The 22,780-nt window shown below is 67.2% G+C and carries 25 protein-coding genes; 11 read left to right on the forward strand and 14 right to left on the reverse strand.

Translation table 11 applies throughout. From position 1 onward, the window contains the following. Positions 1–1,167, reverse strand: a complete 1,167-nt coding sequence (locus QTH90_RS11610; protein ID WP_286664702.1) for a 5-(carboxyamino)imidazole ribonucleotide synthase — start codon at positions 1,165–1,167, stop codon at positions 1–3. Beyond that, the gene (purE, locus tag QTH90_RS11615) at positions 1,164–1,706 is read right to left on the reverse strand and encodes a 5-(carboxyamino)imidazole ribonucleotide mutase (protein WP_286664703.1); all 543 of its coding nucleotides are present in this window, start codon (positions 1,704–1,706) and stop codon (positions 1,164–1,166) included. Before purE ends, QTH90_RS11610 begins: the two co-directional genes overlap by 4 nt. Before the next feature lie 36 nt (positions 1,707–1,742). Between purE and QTH90_RS11620 the strand changes: the two genes are divergently transcribed. Then, complete coding sequence (locus QTH90_RS11620; RefSeq protein ID WP_286664704.1) at positions 1,743–2,663, forward strand: tetratricopeptide repeat protein; 921 nt, start codon at positions 1,743–1,745, stop codon at positions 2,661–2,663. A gap of 57 nt (positions 2,664–2,720) precedes the next feature. Beyond that, entirely contained in the window at positions 2,721–3,182 is a 462-nt protein-coding gene (locus tag QTH90_RS11625) for an META domain-containing protein (RefSeq protein ID WP_286664705.1), read from the forward strand. A 9-nt stretch (positions 3,183–3,191) separates the two neighbouring features. On the opposite strand, the gene QTH90_RS11630 is transcribed toward QTH90_RS11625, so the two are convergent. The 7 genes from QTH90_RS11630 to QTH90_RS11660 all read right to left on the reverse strand — a co-directional run bounded on the left by QTH90_RS11630 (position 3,192) and on the right by QTH90_RS11660 (position 10,753). Continuing rightward, positions 3,192–3,842 carry a Crp/Fnr family transcriptional regulator gene (locus QTH90_RS11630; RefSeq protein WP_286664706.1) on the reverse strand — a complete coding sequence of 217 codons (651 nt, stop codon included), beginning with the start codon at positions 3,840–3,842 and terminating at the stop codon, positions 3,192–3,194. A 49-nt stretch (positions 3,843–3,891) separates the two neighbouring features. Continuing rightward, a complete protein-coding gene (locus QTH90_RS11635) occupies positions 3,892–4,557 on the reverse strand; it encodes a helix-turn-helix transcriptional regulator (protein ID WP_286664707.1) in 666 nt (221 codons plus the stop codon). Positions 4,558–4,672: 115 nt separating this feature from the next. Beyond that, positions 4,673–5,578: a phosphoribosylaminoimidazolesuccinocarboxamide synthase gene (locus QTH90_RS11640; protein ID WP_286664708.1), complete on the reverse strand. Its 906-nt coding sequence runs from the start codon at positions 5,576–5,578 to the stop codon at positions 4,673–4,675. Positions 5,579–5,680: 102 nt separating this feature from the next. Continuing rightward, a complete protein-coding gene (gene fba / locus QTH90_RS11645) occupies positions 5,681–6,745 on the reverse strand; it encodes a class II fructose-bisphosphate aldolase (protein ID WP_286664709.1) in 1,065 nt (354 codons plus the stop codon). 200 nt (positions 6,746–6,945) lie between these two features. Further along, a complete protein-coding gene (pyk, locus tag QTH90_RS11650; RefSeq protein WP_286664710.1) occupies positions 6,946–8,394 on the reverse strand; it encodes a pyruvate kinase in 1,449 nt (482 codons plus the stop codon). A gap of 174 nt (positions 8,395–8,568) precedes the next feature. After that, positions 8,569–9,759 carry a phosphoglycerate kinase gene (locus QTH90_RS11655; RefSeq protein WP_286664711.1) on the reverse strand — a complete coding sequence of 397 codons (1,191 nt, stop codon included), beginning with the start codon at positions 9,757–9,759 and terminating at the stop codon, positions 8,569–8,571. Between the two features lie 85 nt (positions 9,760–9,844). Beyond that, positions 9,845–10,753 carry a LysR family transcriptional regulator gene (locus QTH90_RS11660; RefSeq protein ID WP_286664712.1) on the reverse strand — a complete coding sequence of 303 codons (909 nt, stop codon included), beginning with the start codon at positions 10,751–10,753 and terminating at the stop codon, positions 9,845–9,847. A gap of 81 nt (positions 10,754–10,834) precedes the next feature. Between QTH90_RS11660 and QTH90_RS11665 the strand changes: the two genes are divergently transcribed. From QTH90_RS11665 to QTH90_RS11690, 6 genes are all read left to right on the forward strand, one after another. Beyond that, positions 10,835–11,401 (forward strand): VOC family protein, encoded by a 567-nt coding sequence (locus tag QTH90_RS11665; RefSeq protein ID WP_286664713.1) that lies wholly within the window; start codon positions 10,835–10,837, stop codon positions 11,399–11,401. After that, positions 11,394–12,515, forward strand: a complete 1,122-nt coding sequence (locus tag QTH90_RS11670) for an alpha/beta fold hydrolase (RefSeq protein WP_286664714.1) — start codon at positions 11,394–11,396, stop codon at positions 12,513–12,515. The genes QTH90_RS11665 and QTH90_RS11670 overlap by 8 nt, the downstream gene beginning before the upstream one ends. A 17-nt stretch (positions 12,516–12,532) precedes the next feature. Next, positions 12,533–14,173: an FAD-dependent oxidoreductase gene (locus QTH90_RS11675; protein WP_286664715.1), complete on the forward strand. Its 1,641-nt coding sequence runs from the start codon at positions 12,533–12,535 to the stop codon at positions 14,171–14,173. 17 nt (positions 14,174–14,190) lie between these two features. Then, positions 14,191–14,409, forward strand: a complete 219-nt coding sequence (locus QTH90_RS11680; protein WP_286664716.1) for a DUF2783 domain-containing protein — start codon at positions 14,191–14,193, stop codon at positions 14,407–14,409. Continuing rightward, positions 14,406–15,365, forward strand: a complete 960-nt coding sequence (locus QTH90_RS11685; RefSeq protein WP_286664717.1) for an MBL fold metallo-hydrolase — start codon at positions 14,406–14,408, stop codon at positions 15,363–15,365. Before QTH90_RS11680 ends, QTH90_RS11685 begins: the two co-directional genes overlap by 4 nt. Before the next feature lie 155 nt (positions 15,366–15,520). Continuing rightward, positions 15,521–16,492: a Bug family tripartite tricarboxylate transporter substrate binding protein gene (locus QTH90_RS11690; RefSeq protein WP_286664718.1), complete on the forward strand. Its 972-nt coding sequence runs from the start codon at positions 15,521–15,523 to the stop codon at positions 16,490–16,492. On the opposite strand, the gene QTH90_RS11695 is transcribed toward QTH90_RS11690, so the two are convergent. The 5 genes from QTH90_RS11695 to def are packed head-to-tail and all read right to left on the reverse strand — an operon-like array spanning position 16,493 to position 19,562. Next, positions 16,493–16,837: an AzlD domain-containing protein gene (locus tag QTH90_RS11695; protein WP_286568880.1), complete on the reverse strand. Its 345-nt coding sequence runs from the start codon at positions 16,835–16,837 to the stop codon at positions 16,493–16,495. Beyond that, the gene (locus QTH90_RS11700; protein WP_286664719.1) at positions 16,834–17,574 is read right to left on the reverse strand and encodes an AzlC family ABC transporter permease; all 741 of its coding nucleotides are present in this window, start codon (positions 17,572–17,574) and stop codon (positions 16,834–16,836) included. The genes QTH90_RS11695 and QTH90_RS11700 overlap by 4 nt, the downstream gene beginning before the upstream one ends. Continuing rightward, on the reverse strand, positions 17,574–18,524 hold the full coding sequence (gene fmt / locus QTH90_RS11705) for a methionyl-tRNA formyltransferase (protein WP_286664720.1): 951 nt from the start codon (positions 18,522–18,524) through the stop codon (positions 17,574–17,576). The genes QTH90_RS11700 and fmt overlap by 1 nt, the downstream gene beginning before the upstream one ends. Positions 18,525–18,531: 7 nt before the next feature. After that, a complete protein-coding gene (locus tag QTH90_RS11710) occupies positions 18,532–19,029 on the reverse strand; it encodes a hypothetical protein (protein WP_286664721.1) in 498 nt (165 codons plus the stop codon). Then, complete coding sequence (def, locus tag QTH90_RS11715) at positions 19,029–19,562, reverse strand: peptide deformylase (protein ID WP_286664722.1); 534 nt, start codon at positions 19,560–19,562, stop codon at positions 19,029–19,031. The genes QTH90_RS11710 and def overlap by 1 nt, the downstream gene beginning before the upstream one ends. Before the next feature lie 162 nt (positions 19,563–19,724). Between def and QTH90_RS11720 the strand changes: the two genes are divergently transcribed. The 3 genes from QTH90_RS11720 to QTH90_RS11730 all read left to right on the forward strand — a co-directional run bounded on the left by QTH90_RS11720 (position 19,725) and on the right by QTH90_RS11730 (position 22,683). Beyond that, positions 19,725–20,936, forward strand: a complete 1,212-nt coding sequence (locus tag QTH90_RS11720; protein WP_286664723.1) for a LysM peptidoglycan-binding domain-containing protein — start codon at positions 19,725–19,727, stop codon at positions 20,934–20,936. A 15-nt stretch (positions 20,937–20,951) separates the two neighbouring features. Continuing rightward, entirely contained in the window at positions 20,952–22,091 is a 1,140-nt protein-coding gene (gene dprA, locus QTH90_RS11725) for a DNA-processing protein DprA (RefSeq protein ID WP_286664724.1), read from the forward strand. A gap of 76 nt (positions 22,092–22,167) precedes the next feature. Then, the gene (locus QTH90_RS11730) at positions 22,168–22,683 is read left to right on the forward strand and encodes a Smg family protein (RefSeq protein WP_286664725.1); all 516 of its coding nucleotides are present in this window, start codon (positions 22,168–22,170) and stop codon (positions 22,681–22,683) included. Positions 22,684–22,780: the final 97 nt, after the last annotated feature.

Consider the following 22,780-nt stretch of genomic DNA (forward strand, 5'->3'; position numbering starts at 1 on the left):
TCACTCCGACAGGGGGATGGGCAGGCCCAGCAGCGCCGCGGCGAAGTCCGCCGTGCTGCGGACCGCTTCGATGTCATCCCCGGTGATGTTCAGGTGGCCCATCTTGCGGCCGCGGCGCGCCTCGGTCTTGCCGTACAGGTGCAGGTGCGTGCCGGGCAGGGCCAGCACATCGGCCCAGCGCGGCTCTTCCTGCACATCGCTGTCGATGAACCACAGGTCGCCGAGCAGGTTGAGCATGACCGCGACGCTGTGCTGGCGCGGCGGATTCAGCGGCAGGCCCGCGAGCGTGCGCACCTGCAGCTCGAACTGCGAGACGTCCGAGGCGTCCATCGACCAGTGGCCGCTGTTGTGCGGGCGCGGCGCCATCTCGTTGACGACCAGCGCGCCATCGGCCAGCACGAAGAATTCGACGCAGAGCACGCCGACGTAGCTCAGGCCCTCGGCGATCGATCGGGCCGCGGCCACGGCGCGGCGCGCGGTCGACTCGGGCATGTTCTGCGCATGGACTTCGGTCACGGCGAGGATGCCGTCGCGATGCAGGTTGCGCTGCACGGGGAAGTCGACCATGTGCCCGTCCGCCCCGCGCGCGACGATCACCGAGCATTCGAAATCGAGCGGCAGCAGTTTTTCGAGCACGCACGGCACGCCGCCGGCATCCTCCCAGGCGGCGGCCAGTTCGGCCTGCGTCGCGACGCGGCGCTGGCCCTTGCCGTCGTAGCCGAGCCGGGCGGTCTTGAGGATGCCGGGGAGGAGATCCGGCTGAACGGCGGCCAGATGGTCGGCGGTCTCGATGACGGCATAGGGGGCGCAATCGACGCCGCAGCGCACGAAGTGGCCCTTTTCGCGGATGCGGTCCTGCGCGATCGCCACCGAGTCGGCGCCGGGCGCGACCGGCCGCGCGGTGGCGAGATGTTCGAGCGAAGGAGCCGGCACGTTCTCGAACTCGGTCGTGATCGCGTCCGCCAGCCCGGCGAGCCGGGCCAGCCCGTCGACGTCGGTGTAGTCGGTATGGATGTGGTGATGGCTCACTCGCCCCGCGGGGCTGTCGGCATCGGGGTCGAGCACCGCGGTGAAGTAGCCCATGCGTTGCGCGGCATGCACGAACATGCGGCCGAGCTGGCCGCCGCCGATCACGCCCAGCGTGGCGCCCGGGAGGATCGTGCTCACAGTGCGCCCCCGCCCTGCGGGGAAAAAGGCGAAACCTCCGCCGACTCGACCGGCGGCAGCGTCATGGACTGGGCGGCCTGGGTCTGCTTCTCGCGGAAAGCGTCGAGCTGCGCGCGCAGCGCCGGATTGCCCACCGCCAGCATCGCGACCGCGAACAGGGCCGCATTGGCCGCGCCCGCGTTGCCGATGGCGAAGGTCGCGACCGGCACGCCCTTGGGCATCTGCACGATGCTGTAGAGCGAATCCACCCCCTGCAGATGCCGGCTGGCCACCGGCACGCCGAGCACCGGCACAGTGGTCTTGGCCGCCAGCATCCCGGGCAGGTGGGCGGCCCCGCCGGCGCCGGCGATGATCGCCGCCAGCCCGCGCGGGGCGGCGCTTTCGGCGTAGGCGAACAGTTCGTCGGGCATTCGATGCGCCGATACGACCCGGGCTTCGTGGGCGATGCCGAATTGCTGGAGAATCTCGACGGCGTTGCGCATCGTCTCCCAATCGGAGTTCGAGCCCATCACCACACCGACCTGAATTGCTTGCTTCATGGTTCGAATTTTACGTTTCACCCCCAACTTGCCGCGATGATCGACATCACCCTCGAAAACTTTCAGACCGAGCTCATCGATGGCTCGATGACCACACCGGTCCTGCTCGACATCTGGGCCGAGTGGTGCGGCCCCTGCAAGCAGCTCGGCCCGGTGCTCGAAAAGCTCGAAGTCGAATACGCCGGCCGCTTCACGCTCGCCAAGCTCGACGCCGACAAGGTGCCGCAGATTTCGCAGCAACTGAGCCAGATGTTCGGCGTGCGCAGCATCCCCTTCTGCGTGATGTTCAAGGACGGGCAGCCGGTCGACGGCTTCGTCGGTGCGATTCCCGCCGACCAGATCCGCACCTTCCTCGACAAGCACGTGCCCGGCGCCGACGAGGCCGAGGCACAGGAACAGGAAGAATCCGCACAGGCGGCGCTGGCCGAGGGCGACACCGAAGGCGCGCTCGAAAAGCTGCAGCATGCGGTCGCGACCGACCCGGCCAATGACGAGGCGCGCTTCGACTACATCAAGCTGCTGCTGCAGGAAGGCCGCGTCGACGACGCCAAGGTGGCCTTCGCACCGGTGATCGCCAAGACCACGCTCGTGCGCCGCTTCGATTCGCTGCAGCGCTGGATGGATGCGATCGATTTCGCGATGCCGGCCACCGGCGCCGCGCCGACGCTGGCCGATGCGGAATCGCGGATCGCAGCCAACAAGCGCGACTTCGACGCCCGGTTCGACCGCGCCCGCCTGCTCATGAGCGGCCAGCGCTGGACCGACGCGATGGACGAGCTGCTCGACATCCTCATGCGCGACAAGAGCTGGAACGAAGACCTCGCACGCAAGACCTACATCGCCATCCTCGACATCATCGAGCCGCCGAAGGTCAAGGTGGCCGACGGCCAGATCCCGCCCGATGATCCGACGGTGGCCAGCTACAGGCGCCGCCTGAGCAGCGTGGTCCTGAGCTAGGGCCGCCTCGCATACGATGCCGGGGTGAAAAATCTGTTGCAGAAGGAAAGACAGACCATGCGTTTTCGCCCCGCTGCCCGACTTGGCGCCATTCCCTTTTCCGTCGCAGCCCTGCTCGCCATCGGACTGCTGGCCGGCTGCGGCAGCGGCATCAGCCTCGACGAGGCGATCGAAGGGCCGGTCTGGCGCCTCGAACAGCTCGGCGGCGAGCCGGTCGCGCCCAGCGATCCCCAACGCGACGCGCAGCTCCGGTTCGACCGGGGCAACGGCCGCCTGAGCGGCTCGGGCGGCTGCAATCGGGTGTCGGGAACCTTCGAGCGCAGCGGCAGCTCGCTCAAGATGAGCCAACTGGCCTCGACGCGCATGGCATGCGCTGATCCGGCACGCAGCGTCAGCGAGACGCAGTTCTTTGCGGCCCTTCAGGCCACGACGAGTTATCGGATGCAGGGGCCTTCGCGTCTCTCGCTGCTGGATGCGAGCGGGCGGACGGTGGCGACGCTGAGCAGCGCTTCGCGCTGAGCGCTTGCGTCACCAGCGCTGCGGCAATGACCGCAGCAGCACGAGGCTCCGTTGCTGCGTCATCAGGTAGCCCCCGGTTTCCAGGTCTTTCAGCAGCCGGCTCACCATCTCGCGCGAACATCCGATCTCGCTCGCGATGGCTTGGTGCGTCAGGCGCTCGACGATACAGCGCGTCCCGTCGGGCTGCGGCTTGGCGCGCTCCTCGAGCAGCAACTTCAGACGGCCGTACACGTCGAGCAAGGCCATGCTGCGCGCGCTTTCGGTCGCCAGGCGTGCCCGGCGGATCAGCCGCACGATCAGCGCCAGCGCGAAATCTCGATCCGCCCCGATGTGCTGCAGCACGGTTTCGCGCGTGACCACCGAGCAGACCGTCGGCTCGACTGCCTGCACGCTGGCGGAACGCGGGCCGCCGTCCAGCGACATCTCGCCGACATACTCGCCGGGACCGTGCAGGGCCAGGGTGACTTCGCGGCCTCGCGCATCGGCAAGAAAAGCCCGCAACCGGCCGGACAGCACGATGTAGACGGAGCCGCCCGTATCGCCCTCCTCGATGAGCATCGCGTGCGTCCGGTAGCGTCGCTGAACGCCGTGCTCCGCCAGCTTCTGCAAAGGTGGCGGCAGCACGACCTCCGGGAGATCGGCAATGGATGCGTGGGGCATCCATTGAATATAAGCGCGCGCCCAGACTGCGCGCGCTTGGGGTAAGTCGCTACTCGACCATCCGCAAGGCGGACACGATCTGCGGCATGCGCGACACGCGATGGACGACCTCGCGGATGCTGCTGCTGCCCGTCTTCTGCCGAACGTTCTTGATGTGCGTGCGAACCGTGGACATCCGGATGCCTTCCAGGCAGGCGATTTCCTCGGCGCCGTGGCCTGCGCACAGCCGGGCCAGCACGTTCTGCTCGGCGCGCGTCAGGTGGCGGGCACGCGCGAACATCTGCATCGTGAGCATCTCGCAGCCAGGACGGCGGCTGCACATGACAAGCACGGTGTCGATGGTGGATGTGCCGTGCACCGCGGCAAGCGGGATGAAGGCCAGCGTCAGCGTCTCGTCGCCGTGGTCGAGTTCGACGATGCCGCGGCAGTCGCGCTCCGCGTCCTTCAAGGCCTGGCGAATCTTCGCCTGGGCGGCGGAATTGCCGGCGCACAGCATGCCGTCCCCATTGCGCAGCACATGGCCCGTGGCCAGTTCGCGGCGGGCCGGGTAGTTGGCGTGCAGGATGCGGCCGGTCAGGTCGATCATCAGCAGCCCATGGTCGATCTCGTCCAGGACCCTGGCGAGCATGCCGGCCTGCAGTGCGTCGGGTGGACTCGCCGTGACGGGGCTCCAGTCCGGAACGTAACGAATCTGAAGGTCGGCTGTTGCTTCCACGTCGCTCTCCTCTTTTGTAGGGATGCGCTTAGTTTGAAAGACAGCCGCAGTTACGTGCGGTGACTATTGCCAACGACTTTGTGACTTATTCACAAAGTCACAGAGGCGCTTGACTTCAATCCGTCAGCCGTTGCAGTGCTTCGCGGTACTTCGCGGCGGTCTTTTCGATCACCTCGGCCGGCAGGCGCGGCGCGGGCGGCGTCTTGTCCCAGGGCTTGCCGTTGATCCGCGTGGCTTCGAGCCAGTCGCGCACGAACTGCTTGTCGTAGCTCGGCGGATTGGTCCCCGCGGCGAGCGCCGCCTCGTAGCCTTCGATGGGCCAGTAGCGCGAGCTGTCGGGGGTGAGCACCTCGTCCATCAGCACCAGCGTGCCGGCTTCGTCCAGGCCGAACTCGAACTTGGTGTCGGCAATGATCATCCCCTTGCCGAGCGCGATCTCGGCAGCTGCCTCGTAGATCGCAATGCTGGTCTCGCGGATCTGCTGCGCGAGCTTGGGGCCGACGATCTCCACCACCTTGTCATAGCTGATGTTCTCGTCGTGCGCACCTGCCTCCGCCTTGGCGGCGGGGGTGAAGATCGGCAGCGGCAGCTTGCTCGCGTTGGTGAGGCCCTCGGGCAGCGGCACGCCGCAGACGGCGCGATTCTCCTGGTATTCCTTCCAGCCGCTGCCGGCGAGGTAGCCGCGAACGACGGCTTCCACCGGGATCGGCTTGAGCCGCTTGACCAGCATCGAGCGGTCCTTGACCTGCGGCACCTCGTCCGGCGTCACCACGCTTTCGGGCGCCTCGCCCGTCAGGTGGTTGGGGCACAGGTGGCCGAGCCGGTCGAACCACCACAGCGCCATCTGCGTGAGGATCACACCTTTGCCCGGAATGGGCTCGCCCATGATCACGTCGAAGGCGGAAAGTCGGTCGCTGGCGACCATCAGGATGCGGTCGTCGCCGACGGCATAGTTGTCGCGCACCTTGCCGCGCGCGAGCAGCGGAAGGCTCTGGATGGAGGAGGTGTGGACGGTGGTCATGGGAGGTCTGTGGAGCGGTGCGGTGGACGTCGCAGATTGTGCGCGCGGCGCCACTCAGAAAAAAGCCACCGCGAAGGTGGCTTCTGCGTCGAGGCGAAAGGCTTAGACGACTTCTTGTGCCAGGTCGCCTGCGGCGTACTTGGCCGCGACGATCTGCAGGTTGTCGCCCTTGATCTTCGGGCCCTGGCCTTCGCAGCCGAACTCGATGTAGCGCTGCTTGCAGATCTGCTTGGCGGCTTCGCGCGCGGGCTTGAGCCATTCGCGGGCATCGAACTTCTCGGGGTTCTCGGCAAGGAACCGGCGCACCGCGGCGGTCATTGCCAGTCGGATGTCGGTGTCGATGTTGATCTTGCGCACGCCGTGCTTGATGGCTTCCTGGATTTCCTCGACCGGCACGCCGTAGGTTTCCTTCATGTTGCCGCCGTACTGGCGAATGATCGCCAGCAGTTCCTGCGGCACGCTCGACGAGCCATGCATCACGAGGTGGGTGTTGGGGATGCGGCGGTGGATTTCCTTGATGCGGTCGATCGCCAGGATGTCGCCGGTGGGCTTGCGGGTGAACTTGTAGGCGCCATGGCTGGTCCCGATGGCGATGGCCAGCGCGTCGATCTGGGTGCGCTTGACGAAATCGGCGGCCTGCTCGGGGTCGGTCAGGAGCTGCTCGCGCGTCATCGTGGCGTCGGTGCCGTGGCCGTCTTCCTTGTCGCCCTTCATGGTTTCGAGCGAACCGAGGCAGCCCAGCTCGCCTTCGACGGTCACGCCGTACTTGTGCGCCATGTCGGCGACCTTCTTGGTCACGTCGACGTTGTAGTCGTAGCTGGCGATGGTCTTGCCGTCGGCCTCGAGCGAGCCGTCCATCATCACCGAGCTGAAGCCGAGGTCGATGGCGCCCTTGCACACGTCAGGGCTCTGGCCGTGGTCCTGGTGCATCACCAGCGGGATGGTCGGATAGGTCTCGATGGCTGCCTGGATCAGGTGCTTGATGAAAGCTTCGCCCGCGTACTTGCGAGCGCCAGCGCTGGCTTGCAGGATGACGGGCGCGCCGGCTTCCTTGGCGGCCTCCATCACGGCCTGCACCTGTTCGAGGTTGTTGACGTTGAACGCCGGGATGCCGTAGCCATTGGCGGCGGCGTGGTCGAGCAGTTCGCGCATCGAAACGAGTGCCATGGAAATACCTCGCGGAATCTAGGGATGAATCAGGAAAAACTCCAACGATTCTACTAACCACCCCCGCCAATCACCCCCACGCCCCAAGAGGCCCCCACCCGAATTCGGGAAACACCGCGGAACCGGCTTCGCCGGGCCGCCGGTGTTGCCCCCGGTCAGGGGGTAGGCGGCTACACGAAGTGAGCAAGCCTGGGGGCGAGTCAAGTGACCCTGCAGATCTTGAGCATGTTGGTGCCACCCGGCGCCCCCATCGGCTCGCCGCAGGTGATCGCGTAGACATCCCCCTTCTGCACGATCCCGCGCTTCTTCAGGTGAGCCTCCGCCTGCTCCAGCGCCGTATCGCGGTCGCTTTCCGAATCCATCAGCAGCGGCCGCACGTTGCGATAGAGCGCCATCTTGCGCTGCGTCGAAAGCCGCGAAGTCAGCGCATACATTGGAATGTGCGCCCGGTGGCGGCTCATCCACAGCGGGGTGGAGCCCGATTCGGTCAGCGCGACGATCGCCTTGGCACCGAGATGGTGGGCGGTGAACAGCGCGCCCATGGCGATCGACTGGTCGATGCGGCTGTACTTCTGGCCAGTGAAGTCGGCGTCGAGTTGCAGGTCCTCGGCCGCTTCGGCCGCCTCGCAGATGCGGCTCATCTCCTGCACGGTCTCGAGCGGGTAGCGCCCGGAGGCGGTCTCGGCCGAAAGCATCACGGCATCCGTGCCGTCGAGCACCGCGTTGGCCACGTCGCTGACCTCGGCGCGCGTGGGCACCGGGTTGGTGATCATCGACTCCATCATCTGCGTGGCGGTGATGACGACCTTGTCCATCTCCCGGGCCATGCGGATCATCTTCTTCTGCAGCGCCGGCACGGCGGCATTGCCGACCTCGACGGCCAGGTCGCCGCGCGCGACCATGATGCCGTCGCTCGCGCGCAGGATTTCCTCCAGCTTGGGGATCGCCTCGGCGCGCTCGATCTTGGCGATGAGCCCGGGCTTGTGGCCGAACTCCGCGGCCGCCACATTGCAGAGCTGCCGCGCCATTTCCATGTCGGTCGCGTTCTTCGGGAAGCTCACGGCCACGTAGTCGGCCTGGAAGCTCATGGCGGTCTTGATGTCCTCCATGTCCTTGGCCGTCAGCGCCGGCGCCGTGAGGCCCCCGCCCTGCTTGTTGATGCCCTTGTTGTTGGACAGCTCGCCGCCCAGCCGGACGGTGGTGTGGACGGCGTCGCCCTTGACGGCATCGACCGTGAGCACGATCAGCCCGTCGTTCAGCAGCAGGCTGTCCCCGGGCTTCACGTCACGCGGAAGATCCTTGTAGTCCAGGCCAACGGCATCGATGTCGCCCGGCTCGGTGCGTGACGCGTCGAGCACGAACTTGGCACCCGGCTCCAGCCAGACCTTGCCCTCGGCAAACTTTCCGACCCGGATCTTCGGCCCCTGCAGGTCGGCCATGATCGCCACCTCGCGCCCGCTGCGCCGGGCCGCTTCGCGCACCATCACCGCCCGATTGATGTGGTCCTGCGCCGTGCCGTGGCTGAAGTTGAGCCGCACCACGCTCACCTTGTGGTTGATCAGCTGCTCCACCAACTCGGGCGAACTCGACGCCGGTCCCAGCGTGGCGACGATCTTGGTGGCATGGCGGGGAAGGCGTGGCGTGCTCATTGAAGTCTCCAGTTTGTATTCCACACTGTATACACTTTATGGACCGCCGACCAGCGGGTTGTCCCCGCTCCTTTCCAGGAAACACCGCGGATCCGGCTCCGCCGGTCCGCCGGTGTTGCCCCCGGCAGGGGGTAGGCGTAGCGACACGAAGTGCGCGCAGCCTGGGGGCGAGCCCTATCCAGCGCGTTTGGCCAGGATCTCGAACGCCGGGAGCGTCTTGCCCTCCAGCACTTCCAGGAAGGCGCCGCCGCCCGTCGAGATGTAGCCGATCTTGTCCTCGATGCCGTACTTGGCGATGGCCGCCAGCGTGTCGCCGCCGCCAGCGATCGAGAAGGCCTTGCTGTCGGCGATGGCGCGCGCGATGGTCTTGGTGCCATTGGCGAAGGCATCGAACTCGAACACGCCCACCGGACCGTTCCACACCACCGTGCCGGCTTCGCGCAGTTGCGCGGCCAGCAGGTCGGCGGTCTTCGGGCCGATGTCGAGGATCAGGTCGTCGTCGGCCACGTCGCTTGCATCCTTCACCGTCGCGGCCGCATCGGCGGCGAAAGTCTTGGCCGTGACGACATCCACCGGGATCGGCACCGCAGCGCCACGCGCGCGCATGGCCTCGATGACGGCCTTGGCCTGGTCGAGCAGGTCGGGCTCGGCCAGCGACTTGCCGATCTTCAGGCCCGCGGCCAGCATGAAGGTGTTTGCGATGCCGCCGCCGACGATCAGCTGGTCGACCTTGTCGGCCAGGCTCTTGAGGATGGTGAGCTTGGTGCTGACCTTGGAACCCGCGACGATCGCGACCAGCGGCCGCTGCGGATGGGCCAGCGCCTTGGTGATAGCGTCGATCTCGGCCGCCAGCAGCGGGCCGGCACATGCGAGCTTGGCGAACTGTGCGATGCCGTAGGTGGTGGCTTCGGCACGGTGGGCGGTGCCAAAGGCGTCGTTCACGTAGATGTCGGTCAGCGCGGCCAGCTTGCGGGCGAGCGCCTCGTCGTTCTTCTTCTCACCCTTGTTGAGACGGCAGTTCTCCAGCAGCACCACCTGCCCGGGCGCCACCTGGACGCCATCGACCCAGTCGGACACCAGCGGCACCTCGCGGCCCAGCAGCTCGCCCAGGCGCGCCGCGACCGGTGCGAGCGAATCCTCGGGCTTGAACTGGCCTTCGGTCGGCCGGCCGAGGTGTGAGGTGACCATGACGGCAGCACCCGCATCGAGCGCCTGCTGGATGCAGGGCACCGACGCACGGATGCGCGTGTCCTCGGTGATGCGGCCCGCGTCGTCCTGCGGCACGTTGAGGTCGGCTCGGATGAACACGCGCTGGCCGGAGACTTTGCCTTGCGCACAGAGGTCGGTGAATCGAAGAACGTTCATGGGGATAAGCAGATTGGATGCGGATGAAAGCGCCTCGACGGGCAGCAGCGGGACATTGTAGGTTTCGCCTGCTTTCAGGCGAATGTCAGCCGCCCAGGCCGGGCTTCTGCACAAAGCCTTCGAGCAGCTCCACGAAGCTCGCCGCCGCCGGCGACAAAGAACGCTTCGACGCGCCGTACACGCACACCTCGCGGTGGAAGTCCGGCTGGTCGAGCCGCACCATCTGCAAGCCGTGAGCACGCACCAGCGACGCGGAGTAGGTCGGGCAGACCGTGATCCCCAGGCCGGAGGCGACCATGCCCAGCGCGGTCGTCATATAGGAAACCTCCTGCGTGGTCGCCCGCAGCATGAATTCGCGCGCATCGGCCTCCAGTTCCGGCAGCACCCGCTGACGGAAGTCCCGCGTCGGCGCGATGAAGGTGTAGGGCCCCAGCTCGCTCCAGCGCACCTTGCGGCGTCGGGCAAAGGGATGGTGGGGCGGACAGATGAGCCAATGGCGATCGCGGAACAGCGTGCGGCGCTCGATCGCGGCATCGACCGCCACGTCCTGCCCCACCGCCAGTTCCACCTCACCCGAGAGCACGCCGTCCAGCAGGTGCTCGGGCAGCGTATCGGCCAGCCGCACGTCGATGTGCGGATGGCGCTCGCGGTAGGCCGCGATCACGCGCGGCATCAGCGTGCAGGCCATGAGCTGCGGCGCGGCCAGCCGCAGCACGCCCCGCTTCTTGTCGCGCAGGTCGGTCACGTCGGCCACGGCGCCCGCGAGGTCGGCCAGCAGCCGCTGGACCGAAGGCTGGAACTCCCGCCCCGCTTCCGACAGCAGCACGCGCCGCGTATGGCGGTCGAAAAGCTGCACGCCCATCTCGCGCTCCAACTCGCGCACCAGCACGCTCAGCGCCGATTGCGTCAGGTGCAGCGTCGCGGCGGCGGCCGTGAAGCTGCCGGTCTCGGCCACCGCCGCGAAGGCGCGCAACTGGCGCAGGGTCAGATTCATGGCCTCAGTTCATCAATCAATGAATTTATTTCGATTGAATCATAAGAGGAACAGCGGCCCAATCCCTCTCCAAGCCCCCTGATGGAGACAACCATGCCCGCCGAGAACGCGCCTGCCGCCTCGCCCCCCGTGCCCGTACAAGGCCTGCACCACTTCGCCTGGCGCTGCCGCGACAGCGAGGAAACCCGCCGCTTCTACGAGGACCTGCTGGGCCTGCCGCTGACGCACGTGATCAAGAGCGACCACGTGCCGAGCACCGGCGAATACTGCCCCTACGTCCACATCTTCTTCCAGATGCGCGACGGCTCGTACATCGCGTTCTTCGACCTCGGCGACGATGTCGCTGCACTGCCTTCGCCCAACACGCCGGCCTGGGTCAACCACATCGCGCTGCGTGTGGATTCGGTGAAAGAGCTGATGGCGGCCAAGGCGCGCCTCGAAGCGGCCGGGGTCGAAGTGCTGGGTCCGACGGACCACCACATCATCGAGTCGATCTACTTCTTCGACCCGAACGGCATCCGGCTGGAACTCACCACGCCCACGGTGCCGAAGGCCGAGATGGACGCCCACGCACGCCGCGCCCGCTCCGAGCTGGACGCCTGGACCGAGCGCAAGGCCGGACTCCGAAAGGCCGCGAACCATGGCTGAGCTGCAACTCGCCGTCATCGACGTCAAGCCCGGCGCCGCGCTGGAGAGCCAGTCGGGCCTGCAGATGCTGCGCCCGCGCATCTACGGCGCGTACCGCGCGCCGGGCGGCCCAAGGAAGGTCGCAGCCATCGTGATGCATCCCACGAGCAACTTCATGGGCCACTACCTGATCGGCCCGCTGGCCGAGCGCGGCATCTGCTGTATGGGCCTGAATTCACGCTACATGGGCAACGACACGGTGCTGCTCATGGAGCGCGCCATCCAGGACTTGGGCGCCGGCGTGCAGTTCCTGCGCGCGGCGGGCTACGAGAAGGTGGTGCTGATCGGCAATTCGGGCGGCGCCGCGCTCGCCAGCTTCTATCAGTCGCAGGCCGAGAACCTGACGGCGCACCACTTCCCCGATGGCGACCCGACGCACCTCCACCCCGGTGACCTGCCGCCGGTGGACGGCATCGCGCTGTGCGCGGCGCACCAGGGCCGCTCGAAGCTGATGCGCGACTGGATCGATCCCTCCGTCATCGACGAACACGATGCGCTGTCGGTCGACCCAGACCTGGACATGTACGACGCTCGCCATGCGATGCCCTACAGCGCCGAGTTCCTCGCCCGCTTCGGCGCGGCGCAGAAGGCGCGGCTCGACCGCATCGAGCTCTGGGCGCTGGAACGGCTTCGCATGCTGCGCAGCACGCCGGGCGCGCCGCGCGACCAGGCTTTCATCGTCTACCGCACGCATGCCGATCCGCGCTGCGTGGACCTGTCGATCGACGCCAACGATCGCCGGCCCGGCAGCGTCTGGGGCGACGCGCGGCAGGTGAACTATTCGGCCAATGCGATGGGCCGCACCACCTCGCTGACGGCCTTCCTCTCGCAGTGGTCCTCGCGCTCGCAGGCCGACGGGCCGTCGAATCTCGCGCGCACGACGGTGCCGAAGCTGCTGCTGACCTACACCGGCGACCAGTCGACCTTTCCGAGCACGCGCGACGCGTGGATGGCCGCAGGCGGGGAGCGCATCCGCAACGTCGACATCGTCGGCGGCAACCACTACCTCGCCGGCCAGCCGGAACTGGTGCTGCGCGCCGCCGATGCGGTCGCCGAGTGGGCGCACGCGCTGTGAGCACCTTGAAGACACCGATGGAAAGCTACACCTTCGCCCCCGAGTACCAGTTGCCGCACTGGCCCTTCGTGCCGCCGCCCGAGCTGGGCAGCGACACCATCGTGCGCCATCCGATCGTGATCGTCGGCGCCGGCCCGGCCGGGCTCACGCTGGCCTGCGACCTCGCGCGCCGCGGCGTACGCGCCGTGCTGCTGGACGAGGACGACACGGTCGGCGTGCGCGGCGCCTCCTCGCGCGGCATCTGCTACGCGCAGAAGAGCCTGGAGATCTTCGCGCGGCTCGGCATCTACGAGCGCATGGCCGACAAGGGCATCACCTGGTCCTTCGGCCGCACCTTCTCCAACGAGCAGGAGGTCTACAACTTCAACCTGAAGACCGACAGCGTCTCGGTGCAGCCGCCCTTCATCAACCTGCAGCAGTTCTATGTCGAGTGGTTCCTTGTCGACCGCATCCTCGAACTCGGCCTGACCGACCTGCGCTGGAAGAACCGCGTGACGCAGGTGACGCCGCTCGCGGACGGCGTTCGTGTCGACGTCGAAACGCCCGCCGGCAGCTACACGATCGAAGCCGATCACCTGATCGACGCCACCGGCGCCAACAGCCCGATCCGCACGCAGCTCGGCATCGACGCGCATCCCTCGCGCAGCACCGACCGCTGGTGCATCAGCGACGTGCGCTTCAAGAAGCCGCTGCCCACCGAGCGCTGGACCTGGGTCGACGCATCCTTCAACGAAGGCCGCGCGGTCTGGCAGCACCTGATGGGCGACGGCGTCTGGCGCATCGACTACCAGATGCCCGAGGACTGCGACACAGCCCATATCAGCAAGCCCGAAGTGGCTGGCGCGCGGCTGCGGGAGCAGCTCGGTCCGGGCGTGGAGTTCGAGTTCGTGTGGATCGGGCCGTATGGCTATCGCGACCACCTGCTCGACAACTTCCGGCATGGGCGCATCCTGTTCATCGGCGATTCGGCGCATGTGGTGAGTCCCTTCGGGGCGCGCGGCGGCAACAGTGGCATCCAGGACGCGGCCAACCTTGGCTGGAAGCTCGCGCTGGTCACGCAAGGCCTGGCCGGCGACGCGCTGCTCGATACCTACGACAAGGAACGCCGGCCTGCGGCGGTCGAGAACCTGCGCGTCACCAGCCGATCCGCGAGATTCCTCGCACCGCGATCGCCGGCCGAGCACACATTGCGACGCGCGGTCGTCGCGCTCGCATCGCGCCATGCGTTCGCCCGCGCTCTGGTCAATACGGGCCGCATGTCGGTCGCCAATGAATATCCTGCGGCGCCGCATCTGCCCGAAGGCGGACGGACCGTGCAGAACCTGCCGCTGCGGAATCTCGACGGAACGACGACCACGCTGATGGAACTGCTGTCGGATGGCACGCAGTGCCTGGGCCTGTGGTTCGCGCCGACTCGCGCGCAAGCCTCGGCAGCGGCAGCGGCCGTTGCATCACTACCGCTGCGACTCGTCGCCGTCGGCGGCGACAGCGGCCTGCCTACGCTGCAGCCCGACGAGGTGCTGGCGCATCACCTCGGCGACGCGACGCCCGGCAGCCTGTGTGTCGTGCGCCCCGACGCCTACCGCGCGGCACTGCTGCGCAATCCGACACCGGCATCGATCTCCGCAGCGGTCCACGCCGCGCTGACACATCGCTGAAGAACGGACACGAAACCATGATCACAGAGCCCCACATCCCAGACCCCGACGGCTTCTACGCAGCCTGGCTCAGCGCCATCGAAGGACTGACCGAGGCCCGCAGCGCCGACTTCAACGCCCGCCTCGTGCTGCTGCTGGCCAACCAGTGCGGCGACCAGGCCGTGCTGCTGGACTGCATCGCCGCCGCGCACGAGAGCGGCGAGCCCTCCCACCCCACGACAAGAAGCCCCGCATGAACGCATCCGTCTCCTTCGCCTCTGCCTCCGACACCCGCGAACAGAAGCCGCAAGTGCGAGAACTCGCGCCCAACGTGTACGGCTACATCAGCGACTTCGACCCCAACTGCGGCTTCATCGTCGGTGACGAGCACGTGGCGCTGATCGACACCCGGCCGACGCCGCGCATGGCGCGCGACTTCCTGGCCGACATCCGCACCGTCACCGACAAGCCGATCAAGTTCATCGTGCTCACGCACTACCACGCGGTCCGCGTGATGGGCGCGAGCGCCTTCGACGATGTGCAGACCATCATCGCCAGCCAGGGCACGCTCGACTGGGTGCGCGAGCGCGGGCAGGCCGATTTCGATTCGGAGGTCGGACGCTTCCCGCGCCTCTTCGCCGGCGTCGAGGAGATCCCCGGCCTCACCGTGCCGACCCTGAGCTTCGAGCGCGAGATGAGCCTGTGGCTCGGCGCGCGCGAAGTGCGGCTGATGTGCCTCGGCCGCGGCCACTCGGGCGGCGACACGGTGGCGTGGCTGCCCGACTGCGGCGTGCTGTTCTCGGGCGACGTGGTCGAGAACCGCTGCGGCGTCTATGCCGGCGATGCCTACATCCAGGACTGGGCGGGCACGCTCGACGCCGTCGCCGCGCTGAAGCCCCAAGTGCTCGTGCCCGGACGCGGCGCGGTGCTGAAGGGCGCGGCGGCATGCGCCGAAGCCATCGAACTCACGAAGGCCTTTCTCTCAACCCTGATCGCCAGCGTGCGCTCGGGCATCGACGCGGGCGACAGCCTGCGTGGTTGCTTCGAGCGCGCCGAGCAGGCGATGAAGCCGCGCTTCGGCGAGTGGCCGGTGTTCCAGCACGTGCTGCCCTTCGACGTGTCGAGGGCCTATGACGAGTTGCGCGGCATCGAGCATCCCGTCGTATGGACCGCCGAGCGCGACCGCGAGCTGTGGCAGGTCCTGCGCGGGTGAGTGGGCTCGCCCCCAGGCTGCGCGCACTTCGTGTCGCTTCGCCTTCCCCCTGACCGGGGGCAATACCTGCGGACCGGCTAAGCCGGTTCCGCGGTATTTCTCGCTTGAATCCCGACGGCTTACTGATATCGACATTTCAAACGGAGACAAACCTCATGCGACGATTTCTGAAACTGCTGGCCGCTGGCCTTGCGATCACCATGGCCAGCCATGTGCCGGCCCAGTCCAGCTACCCCAGCCAGCCCGTGCGCTGGATCGTTCCCTACGTGGCCGGGGGTGGAACCGACAACCTGGCGCGCTCGCTGGCCGAGGCGATGCAGCCTTCGCTCGGCCAGCCCATCGTCATCGACAACCGCCCCGGCGCCTCGACCAACATCGGCGTGTCGGTGTTGATGCAGGCCAAGCCCGACGGCTACACCATCATGCAGGCCGAGAACGCGGCGCTGCTGTTCAACGAGCACATGTTCGCCAAGCTGCCCTACAAGCCGGCGAGCGACTTCACCTACATCGGCACCATCGGCCGCTTCCCGGTGGCGCTGGTGGTGCATCCGGACTTCCCGGCCAAGACGGTCGCGGAGTTCGTGAGCTACGTGAAGGCGAATCCCGACAAGGTGAGCTACGCCTCGCCCGGCAACGGCTCGCCGCACCACATGGCGATGGAACTCTTCAAGCAGAAGGCCGGCGTGAGCATCCAGCACGTGCCGTACAAGGGCGCCGCACCGGCCATGACGGACATCATGGGAGGCCAGGTGCCGACCATGATGCTGGACCTCGCATCGGGCCTGCCGATCATCAAGTCGGGCAAGGTGCGCGTGCTGGCGATCGCGCTGCCGCAGCGGGCCAGCGCGCTGCCGGATGTGCCGACCTTTGCCGAACTGGGCTACAAGGACGTCAACGCCTACGCCTTCCACGGCCTCATCGGCCCGGCCGGCATGCCGCCGGAAGCGGTGAACCGCATCAACGGCGAACTGAAGAAGGCGATGCAGTCGCCGAAGGTGGTGAAGCTGTTCTCGGAATTCGGCTTCGAGGCGCTGCCGGGGACACCGCAGGATTTCTACACGCTGTCGCGGGCGGAGAGTGATCGGTGGGGGAAGATCATCAAGACGGCTGGGGTGCAGCTGGACTAGTCACCAGCCCAGCCCCAGGTGCAACGGCAGGTAGATCGCCATCCCCGCCAGCATCGTCCCCAGGACGCCGCGGCGCCAGAAGTAGTAGGCGGCACCGGCCGCCGCGCCGTAGAGGCGGGCGTCGTGCAGGGTCGAGATCAGGTGCCCCTGCGTCATCACGATCTCGGGAATGATCACCGCCGCCAGCGCCGCGACCGGCGCGTAGTGCAACGCCCGGTGCGCCCACTCCGGCAGGCCCCAGGGCCGGTCGAGGATGAAGAAGAAGCAGCGCGTGAGCACGGTGACGCCGGCCAGGCCGATGATCACGGCCAGGGTCCACAGATCGGTCTCGCCGCCGTGGCTCACTTGTCGTCCTCCGCGTCGGGGTCGAGCCCGAACTGCTTCTCCAACCAGAAGCACAGCAACACGGCCACGCCGATGCCGGCAACGATGTTCAGCTTGAGCGGCAATGCGTATGCGGCCACGGCCGTGACACCCGCGATCAACGCGGCCAGGATGCGCAGGCGCGTCGTCGCCATGGAGCACACGATGGCGACCAGGCTCAGCACGCCCGCAAAGCCCAGCCCCCAGCTCTGCGGAATCATGTTCGCGAGCACGATGCCGATCAGGCTCATGCCCATCCAGGCGCACCACGTCACGAAGTAGTTGCCCGTGAGGTAGGCCTCCTGCGAGCGCATCTCGGCCTCGGTGGTCGGAGGTTGCGGGTATCGGCGGGTGAACAGCGCATAGCTCATGTCGGCCGTGAGGTAGCCGTGCAGCATGCGGCGCCAGCGCGGCATGTGCATGAGGTAGGGGCGCAGGTGCAGGCTGAAGACGACGAAGCGCAGGTTCACGCAGAAGCCCGTCGCCAGCACGACCCACGCCGGCGCGCCCGCGATCAGCAGCGGGATGGCCGCCAGTTGCGAGCTGCCCGCGTAGACCAGCAAGGTCATCGCGATGGCCTCGAACACGCTCATGCCCGACTTGAGCATCGCGACACCGGTCATGAGGCCCCAGGCGCCAATGCCGATGGCGGCGGAGGACATCTCGCGCACGCCCTGGCCGAACTCCGGCTGGCGACGGATCGAGGAGGAAAGGAACATCAGCCGAGGACCTGCCCGGCCTTCACGTCGAAGCCGCGCAGGAAGTCGGCGACCGGCAGGCGCTTGCCGCCTGCGCGCTGCAGTTCGGTGAGTGTGACGATGGAATCCTTCGCGGCCACGTCAATGCCGGAGGGCGTGACGGCGAGCACGGTGCCGGGCGCTTCGGCGGGCGTCCCCGGCCGGGCGTCGGCAGCCCAGAGCTTCACGGTCTCGCCGTCGAGCGCGCTGCTGGCACCGGGGAAGGGGTCGAAGGCGCGGATGCGGCGCACGATCGTGGCGGCGTCCAGCCTCCAGTCGACCTGCGCCTCGCTCTTCTCGACCTTGTGGGCGTAGGTCACGCCTTCGGCGGGCTGGGGCTCGGCATGCAGCGAGCCGGCTTCGGCCTGGCGCAGCGCGTCGACGATCATGCGCCCGCCCAATGCGGCCAGACGGTCGTGCAGGCGGGCGGTGGTGTCGTCGCCGATGGGAAGCGATTCGCGCAGCAGCATGTCGCCGGTGTCCAGGCCGGCATCCATCTGCATGATGGTCACGCCGGTTTCGGCATCGCCGGCTTCGATGGCACGGTGGATGGGCGCCGCACCGCGCCAGCGCGGCAGAAGGCTCGCGTGGATGTTGAGGCAGCCGAGGCGCGGTGCGTCCAGCACCCATTGGGGCAGGATCAGGCCGTAGGCCGCGACGACCATGACGTCGGCCTTCGCGTCGGCGATGGCGTCACGCGCGGCGGCGGCGTCTTCGGGGTACTTGCCGTCCAGGCGCAGGCTGCGCGGCTGCGCGACGGGCCAGCCACGACTGACGGCGAATTGCTTGACGGGCGACGCCTGCAGTTTCATGCCGCGGCCGGCGGGCCGATCGGGCTGGGTCATCACCAGGACGATGTCGAAGCCGGCCTCGGCCATCGCCTCCAGCGCTACGCGCGCGAACTCGGGCGTACCCGCAAACACAACCCTCATGCGCGGCTCACCGGGACGAGTCCATGTCGCGGAACAGCTCGTCCGCGGTGTGATAGTGGTCGACTACGCCTGTCGGATCGACATAGATATAGAGCAACCGGCGGTTGTTGAGCGACTTGTAGTGCCAGGCCCAGACATCGCCGTCGAAGGAAGTCACTCGCGAAATCTCGAAAGGCCGGCCATAGGTGCGAAGCACATCCTCGACGCGCCACTCGCCGGGCTTGATGGTGCTGTCGAACAGGCCGTCGTAGAGCTCCTGGCGAATGGAGAAGACCTTGCCGCTCGCATCGACGTCGACGTTGTTCACCGCGAAACCTGCGGGCGCCCGCGAATACTGCAGCCGCTCTCCGCCGCCGGGCAGGGGATACGTGGAGGTTGGCGTGCCCAGGCGCTGCAGCGTCGTCGCGCGGTCCGTGCCCAACGGCAACCAGGTCGGCTCGCCCGCACAGCCGGCCAGGGTCGTCGCCGCCAGGACGACGACCAGAGGCCACAGGCGTGTGAACATCAACGTCTTCCTTCTCGCTGCTCGAGCTTCTGGTCTTCGCGCTGCTGCTTGAGCAGCTTGCTCTTGATGCGGTTGCGCTTCAACGGAGAAAGGTATTCGACGAACACCTTGCCGAGCAGGTGGTCGAGTTCATGCTGGATGCAGACGGCCAGCAGGCCGTCCGCCTCGATGGTCTGAGGTTCGCCATCCGCATCGAGGGCGGTGACGCGGACCGACGTTGAGCGCTCGACGCCGTCATAGATGCCGGGGACGGAGAGGCAGCCTTCTTCGTTGAGCACCTTCTCGTCGCTGGCCCAGACAATCTCGGGGTTGATCAGGACGATCGGCTTGTCGCGGTCCTCGGAGACGTCGATGACCACCAGGCGCTCGTGCACGTCGATCTGCGTGGCGGCCAGGCCGATGCCATTGGCGTCGTACATGGTCTCCAACATGTCGGCGACCAGCGTCTTGATGCGAGCATCCACACCCTGCACCGGCTTGGCGACGGTATGCAGGCGCGGGTCCGGGTAACTCAAAATGGTTCGTTTGGCCATGAAAGCGAGGAAAAGTTGTCGCTATTTTCGCCATTTCCGCGACGCGCCGACGCGCCGCGAGGTCATAGTCGTTGCCCAATCAAGGGCTTCAGCGCAAAATTCGTAGCAAATTGTGAGGATTCGTACCGAGCTGCTCGGCGCAGTGCGTGCACACCATAAACCATGAACAAACTCCGAATCAACAAAGGCTTGCGTCCGAGCTTCGTCGCCACGGTGGCGGCGATCACCGTAGCGGGCCTGGGTGGCACGGCGGCTTTCGCGCAGAACTATCCGGTCACGCCGCAACAGCGGGCCACGGCCCAGCAGACGGCGCAGGCGGGTGTTCCGGTGAGCGAGCTCGCACCGAACGCGCCTGACGAATACACGGTCAAGCCCGGTGACACGCTTTGGGCGATCTCCCGCCTGTTCCTGCGCAGCCCATGGCGCTGGCCCGAGTTGTGGGGCATGAACATCAGCGAGATCTCGAACCCGCACCGGATCTATCCGGGCCAGGTGCTCTATCTCGACAAGACCGGTGGCCGCGCCCGCCTGAGCACGCGCCGCGGCAGCGGCGCGCCTGATGGGACCATCAAGCTGTCGCCGCGCACCCGCTACGAATCGCTGGCCGGCATGGCCTTGCCCACACTCAACCCGAGCCTGATCGAGCCCTTCCTCGCCGAGCCGATCGTGCTCGACGAAAACTCGCTGCTGACCGCACCGCGCATCGTGGCCGGCAACGACAGCCGCGTGCTGCTCGCCCGCGGCGACCGTGCATACGCCCGCGGCGAAGTCAACTCGCCGCTGGTCGAGACGGTCGGCCCGATCAAGACCTTCCGCATCTTCCGCAATGCCACGCCGTTGAACGATCCCGCCACCGGCGAGATCCTCGGCTACGAGGCCCAGTATCTCGGCAAGGCCACCCTGCAGCGCGGCGAATCGACGCAGAGCGAGATGGTCGAAGGCAAGGAAATCGTCAGCGTCGTGCCGGCGACCATCGACATCGTGGCCGCGCGCGAGGAAATGCGTGCCGGCGATCGCCTGGTGCCCGAACCGGCTCGCCAGCTCCTGAGCTATGCGCCGCGCGCACCGCTGCAGCCGATCAACGGGCGCATCGTGTCGGTCTACGGCAATGCCGTGCAGTTCGCGGCGCAGAACCAGGTGGTCGCGATCAACAAGGGGACGCGCGACGGCATCGAGAGCGGCCACGTGCTTGCCATCCTGAAGAACGGCGAGACCATCGTCGACAGGACCGGCGGGGGCAAGGAAACGCTGAAGCTGCCGAACGAACGCATCGGCCTGCTGATGGTGTTCCGCCCCTTCGAGAAGGTCTCCTACGCGCTGGTGCTTGAAATCAGCGACACACCGAAAGCTGGCGACCTGCTGGTCAATCCCTGACGGCTTTGCTTTCGCGTGGGGCGTGAAGAACTCGCCAGCTGGCTCAGGCTTTCGCTGACGCCAGGCATCGGCAACACCGCGGGCCGCAAGCTGCTCGCGGCTTTCGGCTTGCCTGTGGATGTCTTCCGACAAACACCGGACGCGCTGAGGCAGGTCGCGACCGACGCGCAGGTTCAGGCGCTGCTCCGGGAGCCGGCGGACCTGCCCCGGCTCGTCGATCAGACGCTCGAATGGCTGCAAGGGACAGACAACCATGGCGCGACACGGCGCATCCTGACCTTGGGCGATGCGGGCTACCCGGCACCGCTGCTCGAAACGGCCGATCCGCCGCTGATGCTCTACCTGCTGGGCGCACCGGCATTCGACCTGACGCAGTTGGATCGCAGTATCGCCATCGTCGGCAGCCGCAATCCCACCTCGCAGGGTGTCGAAAACGCACGCGCCTTTGCACGGGCCTTTGGTGAAGCGGGAATCACCGTGGTGTCGGGCCTCGCACTCGGCATCGATGGCGCCGCCCACGAAGGCGCCCTGCAAGCGGCCCAGGGCTCCAGTGGATTTGCGACGGTAGCGGTCGTGGGCACCGGACTGGACCGCGTCTATCCGGCGAAGCACCGCGACCTGGCGCATCGCATCGCGGCCCAGGGACTGATCGTGAGCGAGTACGCGCTCGGCACGCCGCCGCTCAACCAGAACTTCCCGAAGCGCAACCGCATCATCGCGGGGCTCTGCAGCGGAACGCTCGTGGTGGAAGCCGCGCTCAAATCCGGTTCGCTGATCACGGCACGCCTCGCCTCCGAACAGGGCCGGGAAGTGTTCGCGATTCCGGGCTCGATCCATTCACCGCAGGCGCGCGGCTGCCATGCCCTGATTCGCCAGGGCGCGAAGCTGGTCGAATCGGTCAACGACGTGCTCGAGGAGCTGCGCTTCGGCGTGGCAGCGCCCGCCGCGGCGCGCGCGTCTGCCACAGCGACCGACTCGGCGCCCGAACCTGCGCTGCTGCGCGAAATGGGCTTCGACCCGGTGAGTCTCGACGCGCTGTGCGCACGCACGGGCTACAGCGCCGCCGACCTGCAGGCGAAATTGCTGGAGCTCGAACTCGACGGCAGCGTCGCCCGCTTGCCGGGCGGATTGTTCCAGCGCGTCGCGCTCGGCTGACCATCGGGCGAAACGCGCGGCGTCGTGTTCGCGCAACTCGCAGGGCGCGGCGCAGCGAGTGGGCTATATTGGCTCCATGTTCGAAGTGCTCGTGTTTGTCTACGAAAACTACTGGCGCGGCGATGCGTGCCCCGAACCCGAACAACTGGGCCGCAAGCTCAGTGCGCAGGGCTTCGATGCCGACGAGATCCGCGACGCGTTGCATTGGCTGGACGGCCTGAGCCTCGCGACCCAGGGGGTACAGCTCACCAAGCATGCCGACGGCGTTTCCGCCACCGTGAGTCTTCGCAGCGCGGGTGATGCGGCAATCGCTCAGTCGCCGGACTCGATGCGCGTCTATTCGAGCGCCGAGCAGGAGCACATCGGCGCCGAGTGCCTGGGCTTCATCAGCTTTCTCGAATCGTCCGGCGTGCTGCCGGGCGGCATGCGCGAAATCGTGGTCGAGCGCGCGATGGCGACACCGGGCGACCCGTTGGGGCTCGACGAACTCAAGATCATCGTGCTGATGGTGCATTGGAGCACCGGCGTCGAACCCGACGCATTGGTTCTCGACGAGTTGTGCGACGACACCGCTGGCCGAGTCGCGCATTAGCTGTTGCTCGCCCCCAGGCTTCGCGCACTTCGTGTCGCTTCGCCTTCCCCCTGACCGGGGGCAACACCGGCGGCCCGGCAGAGCCGGTTCCGCGGTG

This window comes from Variovorax flavidus, assembly GCF_030317145.1.
Taxonomy (GTDB): domain Bacteria; phylum Pseudomonadota; class Gammaproteobacteria; order Burkholderiales; family Burkholderiaceae_C; genus Variovorax; species Variovorax flavidus.

Excerpts from the sequence above, each read along its gene's own strand:
- purE (WP_286664703.1), bottom strand. The coding sequence starts at position 1,706 with ATGAAGCAAGCAATTCAGGTCGGTGTGGTGATGGGCTCGAACTCCGAT.
- QTH90_RS11620 (WP_286664704.1), top strand. The coding sequence starts at position 1,743 with ATGATCGACATCACCCTCGAAAACTTTCAGACCGAGCTCATCGATGGC.
- QTH90_RS11625 (WP_286664705.1), top strand. The coding sequence starts at position 2,721 with ATGCGTTTTCGCCCCGCTGCCCGACTTGGCGCCATTCCCTTTTCCGTC.
- QTH90_RS11630 (WP_286664706.1), bottom strand. The coding sequence starts at position 3,842 with ATGCCCCACGCATCCATTGCCGATCTCCCGGAGGTCGTGCTGCCGCCA.
- QTH90_RS11640 (WP_286664708.1), bottom strand. The coding sequence starts at position 5,578 with ATGACCACCGTCCACACCTCCTCCATCCAGAGCCTTCCGCTGCTCGCG.
- fba (WP_286664709.1), bottom strand. The coding sequence starts at position 6,745 with ATGGCACTCGTTTCGATGCGCGAACTGCTCGACCACGCCGCCGCCAAT.
- pyk (WP_286664710.1), bottom strand. The coding sequence starts at position 8,394 with ATGAGCACGCCACGCCTTCCCCGCCATGCCACCAAGATCGTCGCCACG.
- QTH90_RS11655 (WP_286664711.1), bottom strand. The coding sequence starts at position 9,759 with ATGAACGTTCTTCGATTCACCGACCTCTGTGCGCAAGGCAAAGTCTCC.
- QTH90_RS11660 (WP_286664712.1), bottom strand. The coding sequence starts at position 10,753 with ATGAATCTGACCCTGCGCCAGTTGCGCGCCTTCGCGGCGGTGGCCGAG.
- QTH90_RS11665 (WP_286664713.1), top strand. The coding sequence starts at position 10,835 with ATGGAGACAACCATGCCCGCCGAGAACGCGCCTGCCGCCTCGCCCCCC.
- QTH90_RS11670 (WP_286664714.1), top strand. The coding sequence starts at position 11,394 with ATGGCTGAGCTGCAACTCGCCGTCATCGACGTCAAGCCCGGCGCCGCG.
- QTH90_RS11675 (WP_286664715.1), top strand. The coding sequence starts at position 12,533 with ATGGAAAGCTACACCTTCGCCCCCGAGTACCAGTTGCCGCACTGGCCC.
- QTH90_RS11680 (WP_286664716.1), top strand. The coding sequence starts at position 14,191 with ATGATCACAGAGCCCCACATCCCAGACCCCGACGGCTTCTACGCAGCC.
- QTH90_RS11685 (WP_286664717.1), top strand. The coding sequence starts at position 14,406 with ATGAACGCATCCGTCTCCTTCGCCTCTGCCTCCGACACCCGCGAACAG.
- QTH90_RS11690 (WP_286664718.1), top strand. The coding sequence starts at position 15,521 with ATGCGACGATTTCTGAAACTGCTGGCCGCTGGCCTTGCGATCACCATG.
- QTH90_RS11700 (WP_286664719.1), bottom strand. The coding sequence starts at position 17,574 with ATGTTCCTTTCCTCCTCGATCCGTCGCCAGCCGGAGTTCGGCCAGGGC.
- fmt (WP_286664720.1), bottom strand. The coding sequence starts at position 18,524 with ATGAGGGTTGTGTTTGCGGGTACGCCCGAGTTCGCGCGCGTAGCGCTG.
- QTH90_RS11710 (WP_286664721.1), bottom strand. The coding sequence starts at position 19,029 with ATGTTCACACGCCTGTGGCCTCTGGTCGTCGTCCTGGCGGCGACGACC.
- def (WP_286664722.1), bottom strand. The coding sequence starts at position 19,562 with ATGGCCAAACGAACCATTTTGAGTTACCCGGACCCGCGCCTGCATACC.
- QTH90_RS11720 (WP_286664723.1), top strand. The coding sequence starts at position 19,725 with ATGAACAAACTCCGAATCAACAAAGGCTTGCGTCCGAGCTTCGTCGCC.
- QTH90_RS11730 (WP_286664725.1), top strand. The coding sequence starts at position 22,168 with ATGTTCGAAGTGCTCGTGTTTGTCTACGAAAACTACTGGCGCGGCGAT.